Annotated in this window: 1 protein-coding gene (cut by a window edge); it reads right to left on the minus strand. The window is 69.9% G+C overall.

Going from position 1 to position 18,162, the window contains the following annotated elements; translation table 11 throughout:
* Positions 1–18,162 carry the final stretch of an ADP-ribosyltransferase gene (locus KO481_RS20245; protein WP_215918737.1) on the minus strand. Its footprint extends 18,186 nt past the window's final position, so the window shows 18,162 of its 36,348 coding nt (coding positions 18,187–36,348); its start codon lies off the right edge, out of view; its stop codon occupies positions 1–3.

An 18,162-nucleotide genomic window follows, 5' to 3' on the forward strand; every position in this document is an offset into this window, starting at 1 on the left:
TTACTCCGAATCGATCTGTTCGATCATATCCGCGGGCACGACCTCCGCGTCGAGGACGATCACGCCGGTGTCCGGGTCTTGCGTCACCGAGACGATGATGTAGACGGTCCCGCGGGGAAGCATGAGCTCGGCGACGCCGGGCAGGCCGCCGTGTTCTCCGATCCACAGGCCCTGGGTCCCGACGGGCAGGGTGAGATTGAGCCGGTACCGGAATTCACCGTCCGGCGTGACGACCATGTTCCGGCCGACCGAGGTCGACAGGTAACCGAGTTCCTGCTGTGCGGCGCCCTCGAGCAGTCCGGGATTCCTGTCGCCCAGGCGATTTCCGTCGGTGTCGAACATGAACTCGACGTCATGCAGACCCCGCACGACCTGCAGCGGTTCGGTGATCGGCAGCGTCCGCCGGGTCGCCTGATCGAGCAGATCGGCAAAGTGGCCGAGGGTTTCGGGGCTTCTCGGCAGGCCGAAGTAGCGCTGGTAGTAGGTGCGGGCCCAACCCACCTCGGTGTGGTCGTCGAGCATTCTGCTCAGCGCGCGGTCCGGTGCCGGACTTTCGATGATCGCGCGCAGCCGCTGCCAGGTCGCCCTCGCCCGGTCCGGATCCCCGATCCTGTTGTGCACGGCCGCCTCACCGCCGCGGTACGCCGCCGCCAGGGCGGCGAGCGACAGCGTGCCCGGCCCGGTCAGGGCTGTCAGCAGCGTGACCGATGCGCTGTTCTCGGCGATGCGATCGAGCATCGCGGGCGCGCGGTCGAGTCCGCGCCGGAGGAAGTAATTGATCTCCGCGTGTTCGAAATAGGCCCAGATCGCGTGCCGCTGCGCCGGATCCAGTTCGTGCCACCGGTCCAGGACCGTATTGCCGAAGTGCAGCCCGTCGGCGTCGGTGTCGAATACCCGGACGCCGTCGTCGTCGAGATGTCCGATGCCGTGCCCGGTTTCGGCCGGCGGCGGCGACGGCGCGTGGCCGGGTGGCGGGGTGAACGCCGCCGGGGTGTTCAGGTGCGCCGGGTCGAGCGCGAAGGCGCTGCCGTCGGCGGCCATCGCCATCCGCATCTGCCCGGGGCGCTCGACGGAGCCGTACAGCATCGCGAACGGTGCGCCGGAGGTGTTGTGCTGGAGCAGAATACGCGGGCCGTCGGGGGGCAGCACGATCAGATTGAGCGACAGCTCCCGGGCGACGAAGGGAAGCAGGAAGCTCATCATGTGATCGGTGGGGAAGTGCGGTGCGCGCAGGCCCGCGATGAACTGCCGCAGTTCGTTCCGCAGATACTGTTCGAAACCCGTGTCGAATTGCCGTCGGCGGCTCGTTTCGGCGGTCCACTGGTCGGGGGTGAGCCGGCCGTCTCGATAGTGGGCGTCGAGTCCGCCGCGGCGGGTCTGCTCGGCCCGGTTGATCTCCCGCGACCGGGGTGTGATGAACGATCCGAGAGTCCTGTCGAAATTCTGCTCGATGCGGTCGGCGAGCGCCGTGCGCGCGTCGCGCGCCGTCGGAGTTCCGCGCAGTCGCGACAGGGCCTCGAACAGGTGCTCATGGTTGTCCGGCAGGGGATTCCAGATCGGTGCGGTATTCGCCGATGCGGGCGATGCGGTGTCCTGACCGTCGAGTTCCATCGGGTCGCCGGGGGGCGGTGTCGTGTCCTGGCCGTCGAGACCTATGCGCCGGCCGCCGCCGGTGGCCGTCGGCGGCTCCACCTGGGCGTGCAGGACCGTGACGCCGTCGGGGTCCGTTTCGACGGCGAGGATCCGGTAGTTGGTGCCGCGCGCCAGGACGAGTTCCTGCTGGCCCGGGTGGATGCCGTCGTCGCCGATATAGGCGCCGCGTGCGCCGGGCGGCACGATCAGCTCCATGCGGTACGACGCGAGTCGTTCGCCGGCGCGGACGGAGGTGGACAGGTAGGCGGGTTCGTGCTGGGGGACGTTGATGATGTTGCCGTGCTCGTCGGTGACGAGGAAGTCGATATCGTCGAGGGTGCGGATGACCCGGATCGGTTCGGTCAGCGGCAACGGGCGTGCGGTCGCGTGGTCGAGCAGGGCGATCTGGTCGTGGATCGTGTCCGGCCCGAAGTTCCGGCCGAGGTGCTCGCCGTGGTTCGCGGAGATCTCGTCGTAGAGTTCGGCGTCCCTCTCGATCTGTTCCAACCGGGCCTCGGGCCGGGCGTCACTCAGGATGGCGGTCAGCGCCGACAGCTCCCTGTCCTCGTCGGCGGACCGAGACGCGTCGGCGAGCAGCATGTCTCGTCGGCCGAATATCCAGGACAGCTCCGGGACCCGGCCGTGGATCGCGGTCAGCAGATGAGTGATCTCGCTGCTCTCGCGCAGCCGCTCGGCCCAGGCGGTGAGTTCGGCGTCGGACATGTGCTGCCGCAGCACGGTATTGACCAGGAACGATTCCTCGTACGCGCGGAGCGCGGCACGCACCTGTTCGGGCAGCAGGTGCCAGGTGCGCAGGCGGGTGCGGCCGAACGCGGCCCCGGCCTCGTCGGTGTGGAAGCGGCGGATGCCGTCGGCGGCGATGTGGCCCAGGGGGTGGGCGGGATGTGTGGCCGGATCGGCGGGGTCCGGGGCGGGGTGGGCCGGGTGGCCGTGGGGGGTGAACAGGACGGCGCGGGTGGCGCCGAGTTCGCGCCGGGGCTGCGGCGGGAACGCATGCGTCACATCGAATCCGGGGTCGACGACGGTGATGGCGCCATGATCGTTGACGAGCAGATACGCGTGCGACCCGATGCCGTCGTCGTCGGTGGTGGCGTAGTCGTCGACGACGACCGCGAGGTGACCATGGCCCAGGGCGAGCAACTGGTCGGCGATGTGGTGATGAGTGTGGAAGGGACGCAGCCAGGCCCCGAGCGCGTGTTCGAGCTCCTCCCGGGTGACGCCGTTCAGCCCCAGGCGATGGGCGAGGCGGCGGACGAGGGGACTGTTCGTGCGGCGCAGGAGTTCTGCCACGGTGAGCGGGCCGCACAGGTTGTTGTGCCCGGAGGACAGGCCGATGCGGGTCCGGGGCTTCTCGATGGATATCAGGGAATGTGGTGTGCTGCCGTCGCGCACCGGTTCCCACCGGCGCGGCAACTCCGCGACGGTGAGCGACGCGGAATCCTCCGGGGCATCGGCTGATCCGTGTTCGGGATGGTCGGCGGGGCCGCGTGGGTCGCCGGGTGCCGAGACATGCGCCGTGCCGCTGTCCGTCGTCTCGGCCGCGGTCGGTTGGGTGGGCCGGGGAGCCGATTCATCGGTTCCGCGCTCGCGCGAGCCGACGCGCAGTTCGTCGCGAGCCGGTTCCTCGGCGGGCGGGGGCAGCACCTCGGCGTGCAGCACGGTGATTCCGTCGGAGTCCTGCTCGACGCCGGTGATCCGGTAGCGGGTGTCGCGCGCCAGCAGGAGTTCGTGCTGCTCCGGATTGGTCGCGTCGTTGCCGAGGTACACACCGCGCGCGCCGGGCGGAACGGTCAGTTCCACACGGTAATTGGATCCGCCCGCGAGGCGGGCCGTGCCGGGCGCGACCGAGGTGGACAGGTAGCCGTGATCCTGCTGGATGATGTTCAGCAGGCGCTGCGGGTCCCCGTCGCCCAGCGGTGTTCCATGCTCGTCGGTCGCCATGAAGTCGATGTCCTTCAGGGCGCGGACGATTCGAATCGGCTCGCTCAGGCGCAGCGGACGCCGGGTGGCCTCGTCGAGCAGGGCGGTCTCGTGGCGGACCGCGTCCCGATCGAAATCCCGGTCGTAGTGCATGTCGTAGTGCATGCGCAGGATGCGATCGAGCCGGGCGGCCGCGGCGATCCTTTCCCACCGGGCGGCGGGGCGCGGGTCGTTCAGGATGTCCTCGATCAGCCGCAACTGCTCGTCATCGGCCTCGGTGCGGTTGTCCTTGGCGGCCAGCGCATCCCGTCGTTCCTGCAGCGCGGCGAATCTCGCGATGGACCCGCGCGGACGGCTCACGATCCGCACGACCTCGGTGTTGCGGCGCAGGTTCTCGATCCAGTCGTCGAGCTCCGCGTCGGTCGCGGCGTTGCGCAGCGCGAAGTTGACGACCTGGGTGTCCTCATAGGAGTGCAGCGCGGCGCGCACCGTGTCCCGCAGGTCGTGCCAGACATTGAGCCGGTGGAAGCCGAAGCTGTCGCCCGCGGCGTCGGAATCGAACCGGCGCACCCTGTCGTCGCCGATCAGGCCCTGATCCGCGGGATCGTGGACCGGACCGTAGGCGTGTCGGACGAAGTCGCGCGGAATGCCCTGCACGGTATACAGAATCGCCTCGGTGCCGGACATCTCCCGCAGCGCCACCGGCGGGAATCCGTGTACCTGATCGAGGCCCCGATCGACCACGGTGATCGTGCCGTGCTCGTTGACCATCAGGTAGGCGTGGCCGCCGATGCCGTGCCGGTCGACGGAGGTGTAGGAGTCGACCACGAGCGCCACCGCGCCGTCGCCGAGGGCGCGCAGGTCCTCGGCGATCGCCGCGTGGTCCCGGAACGATCTCAGCCGCGCGCCCGCGGCGAATTCGAGTTCGCTCCGCGAGTTCCCGGACGGGCCTCGCGGAGGAGGCAGGCGGAGCACCACCGGGCTGTCTGTGCGCGCCAGCAACTCGTCGACGGTCAGCGACGCACAGTCGTTGAGCGGCTCGGCCGACTCGGCGGCATCCGATTCGAGGCGCGGGTCCGGCGCGCTCGCGACGCCGTCGGGCATCGGGGGACGGTCGGCGGTGTGCGCGGCGGCGCCGGTTCGGGCGTCGGTGGCGTTGGCCGGGGTGTCGGTGGTGTGTGCGGCGGCGCTGGCGGGGGTGTCGGTGGTGTGTGCGGTGGCATTGGCGGGGGTGTCGGTGGTGTCATCGGAGACGCCCGATCGTCGGGCGCTGCCGTCGGATATCCGGACGATGGACCCGTCGGGACGGGTGATGGCCAGAGTTGCTGTGCTGTGGCGTATTTCGAGGGCCGGTGGCCGCGCGAAGGTGGGGTGGACGGTCGAGCCCGCGGTGGTACCGGTCGTCGCGGCGGGTTCGGTGTGAGCGGGACCCTGCCGATCGCCGGAACCGGGATCCGGTGCGGCGGACGCACCGTCGGGTGCGGAGTCCGACGGCGGCAGGACCTCCGCACGCAGCACGGTGGTGCCGTCCTCGTCGGTCCACGCATCGGTGATCCGGTAGGCGGTGCCGCGCGCCAGCACGAGTTCCCGCTGAGTCGAATAGACGCCGTCGTCGCCGACGTAGACCCCGCGGGCGCCGGGCGGCACCACCAGTTCCAGGCGGTAGTCGCGCCCCCATACGGTCTCGGGGCCGACCGAGGTGGACAGGTATCCGGGCTCGTGCTGGACGGTGCCGATCAGGCGTCGGGGATCCGGATCGTCGAGGTCGAGATCGGCGAGGGTGGTGCCGTGCTCGTCGATCGTCGCGAAGCCGATGTCCGTGAGGTCGCGGACGACGAGAACCGGTTCGTGCAGGGGTAGCGGACGGTCGGTGGCCTCGTCGAGCAGTTCGATGTGTTCCCGGACGGCGTCGGGGTCGGTGTAGAAGCTGAAGCGCTTGCTCAGCGTGCGGTGCAGATCGGCGTCGGCCCGGATCTGTTCCCATGCCGCCGCCGGGCGCGGGTCGTTCAGCACCCTGTCCAATGCCCGGATTTCTGCCGCGGTGTCCTCGTCGGCGTGAATATCCGTGGCGGCCAGCTCATGTCGGCGCTCGATCATGGCGGTGAGATCGGGATCGTCGGTGTGGGCGGAGAGCACCCCCGCGATCCGGCCGCTGTCGCGGAGCCGGGCGGCCCAGTCGGTGCCCAGCTCCCGGTCCGAGAAGTGCCGCAGTATCTGGTTGACCAGACCGCTGCCCTCGTAGGTGTGCAGGGCGGCGCGTACGGGTTCGGACAGCCGGTCCCACGCGCGCAGGTATCGGCGGCCGTACTTCTCACCCTCCTCGGAGCTGTGGAATCGGCGTACCGCGCCGTCGAGGTATCCCGGAGCCGGGGCGGCGTCGGCGGCGATCCGATCGTGGGCGGCGGCGGCGTCGAGTTGCGGGGTTGGTGGTGGTGCCGAGCCGTCCTGCGGTCGGTCGGCCGATAGGGTGCCCCCGGCGCCACGCCCGGCGGTGGTGCGCGTCGGTGCCGGGTGCCCGGGTCCGTACTGCGACAGCGCGCCGGGGCCGCTCATCCCCAGGCCGGAGAATTTCGGCAGATGAACGAGATCGACCGCGAGGATGCCGCCGCGGCGGGGAATGGTCATATCGGGGGGATCGATGCGCCCCGGATCGGGAGCGTCCGCGGTCCAGCCCGGGAGCCTCCGGAACGGGAGGCCGTCCGGGGTCGTCGACAGTACGGTCCCGTCGGGCAGGCGGATGCTCCTGCGGCCGTCGGAGTGCACCTCGTCGCCTACCCCGTTGGGGAATTGGACGTAGCGGTATCCGTGCCCGTCCGTGCCGTACTCGGTACCGTCCGGATCCAGGCGGTACTGAATACCGTTGGAGTAGATACCGTATTCGGTGCCGTCCGGAGCCAGGCGGTACGAGGCGCCGTCGGGGTAGTCGATTCCCTCCGGGTCGAGCCGGTATTCGATGCCCCCGGCAGGGGCGGGATAGCCCCCGACGGAATCGTAGGGGTCTTCCACCAGCAGCCGCACGGGCGTGCCGACGGCATCGCGTTCGACTCCGAGAACCGAATAGACGTGGAAGCCGAGCAATCCGGGCACGGCGGTCGAGTTCTCGTGTCCCACACCGAATTCGCTGGTGGTGATCGTCACCGTGGTACCCCGCCGCAGGGCGTGGTCGATTCTGTTGCCTACCGTCTCGCCGACGATCGAGTAGCGGTCGGGCAGTACCGTGTGCCTCCGGTCACCGGGGTACATCGCAACGTAATAGTCCAGGAGAGTTCGTTTTTCGGTGCTCCACCGTCCGGGGAACGTCCGGTCCAGAAGTTTGCCGAACCCGCTGGGGGAGCCGGGATCCTCGGTGCGCAGGAATTTGGCGTACGCGGCGTCGTAGGCGGCCTGATCCGGGCCGTGAATGGACGCGAGGCGCCGATGCTCGGATTCGCGCGCGGCGAGCGTCGCCCGCTGCCAGGCGTCGTAGCTGTCGGCGATCTCGCGGGCGAATTCGATATCGCCGCCCAGCAGTTCGTGCACGGTGTCGACATCGAACCGCATCGGATCCAGGAAGCCGCCGTCGTCGACGCTGCGGACGGGTTGCCGCCGTGCCTGCGGCTCGACGGTCACCATCCGGTTCTGGGCGGAATCCCATGCCTCGTACGTAGGCCCGGACGGCGCCCGGTAGGAGCCCACGCCGAGACGTTCGGCGGCCTCCGCGGGGAGGCCGCCCTCCCGGTAGCTGTGGTAGCCCTCGTCGCCGCCGAAGACCTGGGTGTAGGCCGCCTCGATCATGGCGGGCCACAACGGTTCCCCGGGGCGGTGGTCGATGAAGTATCCGCGGTCGCTGCCCCAGCGGGCGTAGACGCGCTTCTCGACGCGGACCCAGGTCGGCGCCCCGTTCACGCGCAGCCGGACCTCGACCGTGCCGTCGCGGCGATCCCGCAGCATGTCGACGATCGAGTGCGGATCGGTGTCGGCAATGCGCTTGAGCGGTGCGACCAGGAAGCAGTCGTCGGCCGCGCCCTGGCGCGCATCCCCCGATTTCGGCAACCCGTCAGGCCCGAACAGCGGATCGTCGTGCCGGGTGACGGGTCGCACCGGCTGCGGGAGGATATCGCGGGGAATGCCCGCGTCGATCCATCGTCGGGTGCCCGGGATCCGCACCGATCGCCAGGATCCGTTCCCGGGTTTCGTCACGACGGCGCCGCCGTTGGGCAGCGACACCGGGGTCAGGGTCGGCTTATCGCCGTGTTCGTAGCCGAGGATCTTGACCGCCCCACCCGGCACGTTCCAGCTCAGCACGCCGGATCTGCCCGTCGGACCGGGCCGGTAGGCATCGGACATCAGCGCGGCGTCGATCCGCCGGATCCGACCGTCCGGCAGTCGAATGACGAACTGGGGACGCCCGTTCGCCGTGGCCAGTCTCGCGGGCACACTACCGGTGGCGGGCAGCTCGAGCACCTGGCCCAGGTGATCGACCAGGGTGAGCATGTCGCCGCCGTCGGGCATCGTGCGATGCGGGATCGCGACGGGGAATCCGGCGAGCGGCAGCAGTGTCGCCTTCTCGGCGGCGGTGAGATTCTCCAGGCGATCGTTGTGCGGCAGGGCGCGAGGCTCGAGGTCCGTCGGATCGAATTGTGTTCGCTCGACAGCGGTGTCGTGGCGCGCGTACGCGGCGTCGGTCTCCTCGATATGGTTCGTCAGGGAGCCGAAATAGGTCTCGCCGTCCTCGATGTCGGACGCCGGAATGGTCCGGGGTAGCACGGTCGGGGGGATCGCCTTGGTGGCGGGCTTGGCCTTGGGGCCGGGGTGGTCCGAGTCGTAGAGGGCGTGCGCGCCGGGGCCGGTCATACCGAAGGCCTGGAACTTCGGCAGATGCGCCAGGTCGGCCGCGATGATCAGGCCCCGGGGCGGAATCGTCATATCCCGCGCCGGGTCGATGCGGTCCGGATCGGGAAGCCAGTCGGTCGTCTGGTCCCTCCGGAATTTCTCGCCGTTCGCGTCGGTCCGATACTCGACCTGGCCCACCCGGCGATACCGTGCGCCGTCGGGGTCGACACGGTACAGCGTGCCGTCGGGGTCCTCCCGGTATCGCGTGCCGTCGGTCGCGATGCGGTACTCGGGTCCGTCGCTGTACCTGCGATACTGCGTGCCGTCCGGGCGGACGCCGTATTCGATGTACGTGCCGTCGGATGTGCCGTCCGCGTTCCTGTTCGGCACCCGGTGGTAGCGGGCGCCCGTCGATGCGTCGGTGTCGTAGTGGTCGGCGCCCGGGTCGAGGCGATAGTCGAGGCCCGCGGCCGGGACGACCGGGTAGGCGCCCTCCTGGTCGTGCGGATTCTCCAGCAGAATCCGCGCGGGTTTGCCGGTCCGGTCGTGTTCGACCCGCAGGACCGCGAAGACGTGGCCGCCGACCAATCCCGGGACCGCGGTTCTGTTTTCGTGGGTATCGCCGAACTCGAGCGTCGCCATCGTCACCCCGGTGCCGCGGGTGAGCGCGTAGTGGATCTGCCGGCCGAGCAGCTGGGCGGCGGCCCGGGACCGGTTGCTCAGCAGCCGATGTTCGGCCGGTCCGCCGTGGGTCTCGCGGAAATAGCTTGTCAGCGCGTCCTTTTCGGTCTGCCAGGCATCCGGGAACCGCTGGTCCAGGTAGGCGCGGAACCCGTCGGGCGCGCCGAGGCCGTCGGTGCTCAGGAAGGTTTCCCACGCGGCGTCCCAGCCGGCCGGATCGTCCGGATGGGCGGCGTCGAGTTCCGCCTTCTTCTGGTCGTGCACGGCGTCACGTTGCCGGTACCAGTCTCGGTAGCTGTCGGCGACCGCCCGCGAGAACGCGCGGTCGGCCTTGGGCACCCAGGTGTTTTTGGTGTTCGAACGCACCCGGTCGTGCAGGAGGTAGGTGCGCACGAGGCCGTGCACGGTCTCGGCGTCGAAGGCCAGCGGGTTCAGGATGTCCTCGGCGTGGACACTGCGGCTGGGCTGCTGGCGCGCCGACTGTTCGACCGTCACCACCCGCTGCAGCTCGGAATCCCAGGCCTGATAGCCCGGTGCGCTCTCGGCCCGGTACGAGCCCTCGTCCAGCAGCGCCGCCACGTGACCGGCGTACGCTCCGTCCGTGAGCGAGTGGTAGCCGTCCTCCTTGCCGAAGCGCTGGGCGAAGGCCTTCTCGATCATGCTGGCCCACAGGGGTTCTCCCGGTTCGTGGCGCACGAAGTGACCGGTCGTGGAGCCGGGTGTCTCGTAGATCTCCTTGGTGACGTGCACCCACTCGAAGTGCGGGATCTCGGCGCCGGTGTCCGGGTCCGTGGTGCGGTGGGTGGTGAATCGGACCGAGACGATGCCGTTGCCGTGGTCGTGCAGCATCCGCAGGATCGACCGCGGATTGGTGTCGGCCTTGGTCCTGAGCGTGGCCAGCAGGGAGCAGTCGCCGGAGGCGCCCTGGCGTGCGTCCTGCGCCCGGGGCAGCCCGTTCCGCCCGAACAGGTCGTCGGCACGCCGATCGACGAGTGCCGGCAGCTCGGGCAGGACGTCGTGCGGGGCGTTGACGCGGAGCCAGGTCGTGCTCCCGGGGTAGGTGATCCACCGCCACGGCCCGGATCCGGGCTTCGCCACGACGGTGTACTCGTACGGCACCGCCATCACCATCCCCGTGCCGGACGCGTCGTGGCCGAGGATTCGGGCCTCGCCGCCCGGTTGATCCCAGCTCAGCGTGCCGGGGCCGCCGGGCGGGCCGGGCTGGAAATCGAAGCCGCCCATCAGATCGACGGGTATCCGCCGCGTCTGCCCGTCCGCGAGATGAAGGTCGTAGTAGTGTCGCGCGTCCGGCGGGGCGACGAGCGTCGCATAGGTCGCACCGGCGGCCGGGAGCTGGTGAATCTGGCCGCTGTCGTCGACGAGGGTCAGGTCGTCCGGGCCCCCGAGGTCCGGCACGCTGACCGGAACGCCGAGTTTCGGCAGGTCCTCCGGGCGTAGATCCTCGTCGAGCGCCGGGGGTTCGTGCTCCTGCCGTTCGGGCTCGGACGCCGGCGGAGTCCGGAGCTCGGCGCCCGAGGGGCGGTGCGGCACCGTGCCCTGGGGGGCCGTCTGCGGTTCGGGCTTGTCCAGGAGCGCGTGCGCGCCGGGGCCGCTGTACCCGATCTCGCTGAACTTCGGCAGGTGCGCGAGGTCGACCGCGATGACGCCGCCGCGGAGCGGGACGGTCATATCCGGCGGGTCGATGCGGTCGGGGTCGGGCATCCAGAGGCCGCCGGGCGCCTTGCGGATCTTGCGGTCCGGGTGGCTGCGGTCCGGGTAGGTCCAGTACTCGGTCCCGTCGACCGTGCGCCGGAATCTGCTGCGGTCGGGGTAGGTGTAATGGAGTGTGCCGTCGGTGGTCTTGCTGTAGCGGCCTCCGTCGCCGGTGAAACCGTAGACCGTGCCGTCGGGGTCGCGTCGATACCGCGTGCCGTTGGGGCGGGTGCCGTATTCGGTGCCGTCCGGGTCGCTGCGGTTGCCCGGTGCGCCGGTGTCGTCGATGACGTGCGGGTCGAGGCGGTATTCGATGCCGGGAGCCGGGACGGGGTAGTCGCCGTTCTCGTCGTGCGGATTGTCCAGCAGGACTCGGACCGGCCGGCCGGCCCGATCGTGCTCGACCCCCAGGACCGCGTAGGCGTGCCCGCCGAGCAGGCCCGGCACCGCGGTCGAATCCTCGCGGAAGCCGCCGAAATTGTGCGTTCCGAGCGTCACCGTGGTGCCGCGCCGCAGCGCGTAGTCGATCTGGTGGCCGATCGCCCGGCCGGCCGCCGCGGCGCTTCCGCTCAGCAGCCTGTCCTTCTGCTCGCCGGTGAGTATATCGGCGAAATATCTTGTCAGAGCCGCCTTTTCGGAATCCCAGCGGCCCGGGAAGCGGTGGTCGAGATATTTTCGGAAACCGGTCGGGACCAGGGGGTCGTCGGTCCGCAGGAAGTGTTCCCACGCCGCGTTCTGTGCGGCGGGGTCGTTCGGGTGCGCGGTCAGGATGCGCTTTTTCGCGGCGGCGGACATGGTCACGAAGTAGCTGTCCCAGTCCATGAAGGTGTCGGCGAACGCGCGGGAGAATTCGGGGTCGACCTTGGGCACCCAGGTGGTCCTGGTGTTGGAGCGAACACGGTCGTGCAGGACATAGGTGCGCACCAGCTCGTGCAGTGTGTCGGCGTCGAACCGGAGCGGATGCAGCACGATCGAGAGCTTGCCGCTGCGGACGGGTTGCTCCGGTCGATGCGGCTCGACCGTCACCATCCGGTTCCGGGCCGAATCCCATGCCTCGTATGTCCGGTCGCCCCGCTCCTGATGGAAGCCCCGGCCCAGGCGCGGGGCCGCCTCGGCGGCGCGGGCGCCCTCATCGATCGCCTGATATCCGTCGCCGTCACCGAAGCGGCGCGCGTACGCCTTTTCGATCATGGCGGCCCACAGCGGTTCCCCGGGGCGGTGCTTGACGAAGTACCCCGTCCCGGTCTTGCGCCCGACGTAGATCGACTTCTCGACCGGCACCCATTCGAACCGGGGATTGCCGTCGCCCTCGTCGATGAAGAACCGGACGCTGACGGTGCCGTCCCCGTTGTCGTGCAGGATCTCCACGAGCGCCTGCGGGTCGTGGACGGCCAGCGACCGCATATCGGCCAGCAGGGTGCAGTCGCCCGCCGCGCCCTGGCTCGCCTCGTGCGGTTTCGGGAGCCCGTCCGGTCCGAACAGCGGATCATCGTGCCGGGCAACGAGTTCCGGCAGTCGCGGTAACACGCGATCCGGGGCGTTGACGCGCCACCAGCCGGGATGCTTGGGGAATTTGATCCATCGCCACGGCCCCTCGCCCGGACGTGCCACCAAGGGGGCGTCGTACGGAATATGGATCGGTGTCCACTGATTCTGTGCGTCGAAACCGAGGAATCGGGCCTGGCCGACCGCCACATTCCAGTGCAGGGTGCCGCCGTTGGTGCTCTGCGGGTCGCGCACGAAGGTGAAGTCGGGTGCCAGATCCGCCAGGACATAGCGGGCTTTTCCGTCCGGGAGCCAGATTTCGTAATAGGGGGGTCCGGCATGCTGGTCGAACAGCTTCGTCCATACCCCCTTGCCGACAGTCGGCAGCTCCGCCACCTGGCCGTTGGGGTCGATCATGGTGAGCGTCTCGTGCTGTGCCCGCGGGCGGGGCAGCGACGCCGGTACGCCGAGCACCGGCAGCCGATCCTCCCGCTGCTGGGGTGTCAGCCGGTCCAGGCGCTGGTCGGGGGGCAGCGCCGGCGCGGTGAATCCGGTCCGGTCGGCGCGCGGTCGCGGGAGGGCGGTCTTGCCCTCGAGTGCGACTCCCAGCTTCGCCAGCAGGTCGTCACCGAAGTAGGTATCGCCGTCCTCGGGCTCGAACGCGTTTGCGGGGGGCTCCTCGCCCGTGGCCGGTTCGGACCGCTGTGGTTGCCGCGAGTCGTCGGGGGATTCCGTCCGCTTGCGTTTGCGCGAACCCTCGTCCAGATCCATGGAGTTCGGGTAGATCGGCCTGGTGAGGGCCGCGCCCGCCGGCCCGGAACGATCCGATCCGTACAGGCCGTGCGCGCCGGCGCCGCTCATCGTGAGATTACCGAATTTCGGCAGGTGTTCGAGGTCGACGGCGAGCACGCCGCCCCGGCGCGGGATGGTCAGGTCTGGTTGCCGGGTGCGGGTGGGCCGCCATGCGGTGTCATTCGGTCGTTTCCGGGTGACCGCGTCGTCGGCCGTCCTGCGGTATTCGGTCCCGTCGGCCGTCCGCCAGTATCTGCTGCCGTCGGGATAGGTGATGTGCAGCGTGTCGTCCGTGCCGCGGCTGTAATACCGGGTCCCGTCCGGATCTATGGTGTACGCGGCGCCGTCGGGATCGTGGCGGTACTGGGTGCCGTTGGGGCGGACACCGTATTCGGTGCCGTCGGGGGCGATGCGGTGCCGGTGACCGTTCGCGTCGGCCGGTCCGCGGGCTTCCGGGTCGAGGCGGTATTCGATGCCGGCGGCGGGCGTGACAACGAGCGCGTTGCTGTCGTGCGGGTTCTCCAGTAGCAGCCGCGCCGGGGTGCCGGTCTCGTCGTGTTCGACATCCAGCACCGCGTAGGCGTGCCCCTGGACCAGACCCGGCACCGCGGTATCGTCTTCGTCCCGGCCACCGAAGCTTTCGGTGCCGATCAGGATCTTGTCGCCGCGATCCAGCGCGTAGCGGACACGCTGCCCGATCGCCCGGGCGGCCCAGGAGTTCGCGGGCAGGGCGCGGTCCTTGACGTCCCCGCCGTAGACGGTGTCGTAATACTCTGCCAGCAGGGCTTTTTCGGCCTCCCACCGCTGCGGGAGCCGCTCGTCCAGATAGGCGCGGAAGCCGCGGGGTGTCCTGAACTCCTCGGTGGCCTCGAACCGCTTCCACGCGGCGTCGATCGCGGCGGTGTCGTTGCCATGGGTGCGGTGCAGCCGGTCCCACTCCGCTGTGCGCTGGGCCAGCCGTCGGTTCTGCCAGTGGTCGTAGCTGTCCGCCACCAGGCGCGAGAACTCGGGATCGGCCTCGGCCAGTTGGTTGTTCGTCACGTCCGAGCGCACCCGGGCGCGCATCATCAGCTCGTGCAGCGTGTCGGCATCGAACCGGAGCGGATGCAGGAAATCACTGTCCTTGACGCTGCTGACGGGCTGCTGCCGCGCCGGCTGTTCGACCGTGACCATCCGGTTCAGCTCGGAATTCCACGCCGCGTACGCGGGGCGGTCCGGTGCCCGGTAGAAGCCCTTGCCGAGGCGCTCTCCCGGCTCGGCCACCTGCTTGGCCAGTAGCGGGTAGCCGTAATAGCCGTTGCCCTCGTTGAACCGGATCGCGTAGGCCTTCTCGATCATGCTGGCCCACAGGGGTTCTCCGGGTTCGTGACCGGCGAAGTACCCGCTGTCCCCGCCGCGCCGCACATAGATCGATTTCTCGACGCGGACCCAGGTCGGCGTGCGGCCGACCATGAACCGGACGCTGACCGTCCCGTCGCCGTGATCGTGCAGGATCTCGCGGATCGCTCGCGGGTCGCGGGCGGCCAGCTGCTTGAGATAGGCGATCAGGATGCAGTCGCCGGTCCCGCCCTGTCGGGCGTCCTGCGGTTGGGGTCCCTCCGGCCCGAAGAGTGGATCGTCGTGCCGCTCCGCGATATCGGGTAGATCCAGGAACAGCTGGTCGGGGGCAGTGATCTCGACCGGCTCGCCGTCGGGGAGCTTCACCCGCCACGACGAGCCACCCAGGTGCGTCACCACCACGGGCGAGTCGGGCGCGACGCGCACGGCGGCCGGTCGGCCGTGCGCGTCGTCTCCGAGGAACCTGACCTCACCGCCGTCCGCGGTCCAGCTCAACCGCCCGTCGGGGTCGGAGCCCCGGGGCGGCCGAAACCGGAAGCCCGCGTACGCCAGGGCGACGGGGATGCGGATGCGCGGCTCGCCCGGCTCCCGGATCTCGTAGTACCGCTCCCCGTCGTCCGTAATCTCCCGCGCGCGAATCCGGGACATCGTGCGCGGCAGCGGGATCTCCCGGCCGTTCCGATCGATGAGGGTGAGGAACCGGTTGCTCCCGGGCTGCAGGGCGATCGCGGCGCCGGGCATGGGCAGCAGGCGGTCACGCTCGGCATCCGGGAGTTGTTGGCGGCCAAGGTCGTCGAGCAGCCGCCGATCGTCGGCGAGCGGCGGCGGGCGGTCGAGTCCCGCCTGTTCGAAGTCCGGCCGCTCGACGTGGGTGGGGCCGGGGAGGTCGATGCCCAGCGTCTCCAGCAGGTCGTCGCCGAAGTAGGTGTCGCCGTCCGCCGGGCTGAATTCGTGCGCGTGGGTGGCGCCGCCGTAGTGGCCCGTGGTGGTGTGGATCTCGGAGTCGTTCGCCGCCGGAACGTAGCCGACATGGTTGTGGCCGCCGCGAGCGTAGCCGATCCGCGCGATGCTGCCGTCGGGGCGGGTGTAGGCGAGAGTGGCTGTGGCGCGTTGTGTTCGGCGGAAGGGCAGGCGAAACAGGGGGCGGGAGCGTGGCCTCGGGGCGGCGGGCTCTGTGAACAGGTCGCCCAGGATGTTGTCCTCCGGGCCGTCGAGGAGAGAGGTGGGTTCCTCGGGCTCCTCGTACAGTCCGCCGAAGAGGTTGTCCTCCGCGCCGTCGAGGAGGTCGGTGTGCTCCTCGGGCTCTGTGAACAGTCCGCCGAGGATGTTGTCCTCGCCGTCGTTGTCGAGCGGTGGTCGTGCGGCTCGATGCGGGGGGCTGTACAGCCCGTACGCGGCGGGGCCTTGCACGCCGAGCGCCGTGAATTTGGCCAGGTGCGCGAGGTCGACCGCGACGACGCCGCCCCGCCGGGGAGTGGCCGGATCGTTCGCCGGATTGGTCCAGGGGGCCTGGGTCCAGATCGTGGTGCCGGCGGCCCTGCGCCAGGTCGCCCCGTCCGGGTCGATGTGGTAGGCCGTGCCGTCGGCGGTCCGGCGGGTGCGGCGGCCGTCCGGGTAGGTGTAGTGGAGGCTGCCGTCCGCGCGTCTGGAGAACCGGGCTCCCCGGCGGGTTATGCCGTAGGTGGTGCCGTCGGGGTCGTGGCGGAGCTGGGTGCCGTTGGGGCGGATCTCGTAGCGGGGTGCGTTGGGATCCTGGGGCTCCGAGTCCGTGATCCGGTCCCGGGGGCGGGGGTCCAGGCGGTATTCGATGCCGTCGACCGGGGCGGGGTAGCGGCCCTGGTTGTCGTGCGGGTTCTCCAGCAGCAGCCGCGTCGGTCTGCCGGTCGCGTCGCGTTCGACGCCCAGGACCAGGTAGGCATGAGTGCCGACCAGTCCCGGCACCTCGGTGACATTCTCGACCCCCTCGCCGAACTGGGCGGTGGAGATCGATACCGTGGTGCCGTCGCGCCGGAGCGCCCAGTCGATCCGCCGCGCGATCGACTCGACACCGGCCTTCGCTCTGTCGGTCAGCAGCCTGGCTGCCGGTTTTCCGCCGAATATTTCGTCGAAATACTGTGCCAGGGCTTCCTTTTCGCCTGCCCACTGCTGCGGGAAGCGCTCGTTCAGGTAGTTGCGGAAGCCGTTGGAGGTGATGAAATGCTCGTTGTCGAGAAAATTCCTCCAGGCGGCGTCGTGTGCGGCCTGGTCGTTCGCATGCTGGGCACGCAGGCGACCGCGCGTCGAGAAGTATTGGGTGCGGGTCGCGCTGTCCAGGTCGTCGTAGGTGTCGGCGATGGCGCGGGCGAACGCGGGGTCGGCCCTCGGGATCTCGCCGGTGGACACTCGATCCCGCAGGATGTAACTGCTCACCAGGTCGTGCAGTGTATCGACGTCGAGCCTGAGGGGGTGCGCGTAGTCGTAGTCCCTGACGCGATGGACGGGCTGCGGATAGCCCCCGCCGGAGGCGCGGTGGAAACCCTTGCCCAGGCGTTCGGCGCCGACCGCGAGCGGAATCTGGAAGTCGATGGCCAGATATCCGTCGCCTCTGCCGAAACGGATCGCCCAGGCCTTTTCGATGAGGGTGGCCCAGAGCGGTTGCCCGGGTTCGTGATGGACGAAGTGCCCGGTCTCGGTGCCTGGTCTGACGTAGAGGGACTTCTCGACCCGGACCCAGTCGAACCGGGGTTCGCCGGGCCTGTCCTCGGTGAGGAACCGGACGCTGGCCGTGCCGTCCCCGTGGTCGTGAACGACCTCGGCGAGTGCCCGCGGATCGCGTGCGGCGAGCGATTTCAGGTCGGCCAGCAGCGCGCAGTCGCCGACGGCGCCCTGCCGCACCTCCTCGGGCCTGGGCAATCCGTCCGGGCCGAAGATCGGATCCCGATGCCGCAGGCGGATCTCGGGCAGCGGCCTGAGCGCACCCGGAGGGGTATTGACCCGCGTCCAGTTGTCGACGCCGGGATATTTCAGCCACCGCCAGGGCCCTTGCCCGGGCCGTGCGGCGAGGGGGGCCTCGAACGGAACCTTCAGGGTGCGTGGCTGATTGCTCGCATCGTAGCCCGCGAACCGGACCTCACCGCCCGGCACGTTCCAGCTCAGCGTGCCGTCGGGGCCGCCGCCCGGGCCGGGGACGAAGGTGAAGTCCTGCGCCAGCTCCTTCATCACGAAGCGCGTCGGCCCGTTCGGCGGCGAAATCTCGTAGTAGTCGAAGCCATTGGCCGGCTGGTGGAATCGTGCCGGCACATCCTTGCCGGTTTCGGGCAGATTCTCGATGTTACCCAGGTGGTCGAAGAAGATGAGGGCATCCCGCTGACCGCCCGGATGCGGCAGCTTGTACGGGACACCGGGTTCCTGGAACAGCGCCTCGCGCTGCGGCCCGGACAGGTTGCGCAGGAGCTGGCCGCGCCGGAGGACCGGAGGCCGCGAGCCGGGCGGGTTGACGTGCGGTCGTTCGGTGGTGGTGGTCGTGCCGCCCCGCTGAGCGGCCGGCTCGTGGAACAGGTGGTCCACGAGGTAGCTGCCATCCTGCGCGGAATCCTGCCCGCCCAGCTCGGCCGGATAGGTTTCACCCGGCCCGGAGCCTATCCGCGAGGCGAAGGCCGCGCCGCGGCGATACGGCGCCGCGGCGGCGCGCCGGGGGGCCGTGATCGAGGGCCGCGTGGTCCGGTCGGCGCTCGGGGGCGCCGCGGGATGTTGCGGCACATCGGATCTCGGTTCCGCCCGGTTCGGTCC

It is taken from the genome of Nocardia albiluteola (assembly GCF_018860155.1).
GTDB lineage: Bacteria > Actinomycetota > Actinomycetes > Mycobacteriales > Mycobacteriaceae > Nocardia > Nocardia albiluteola.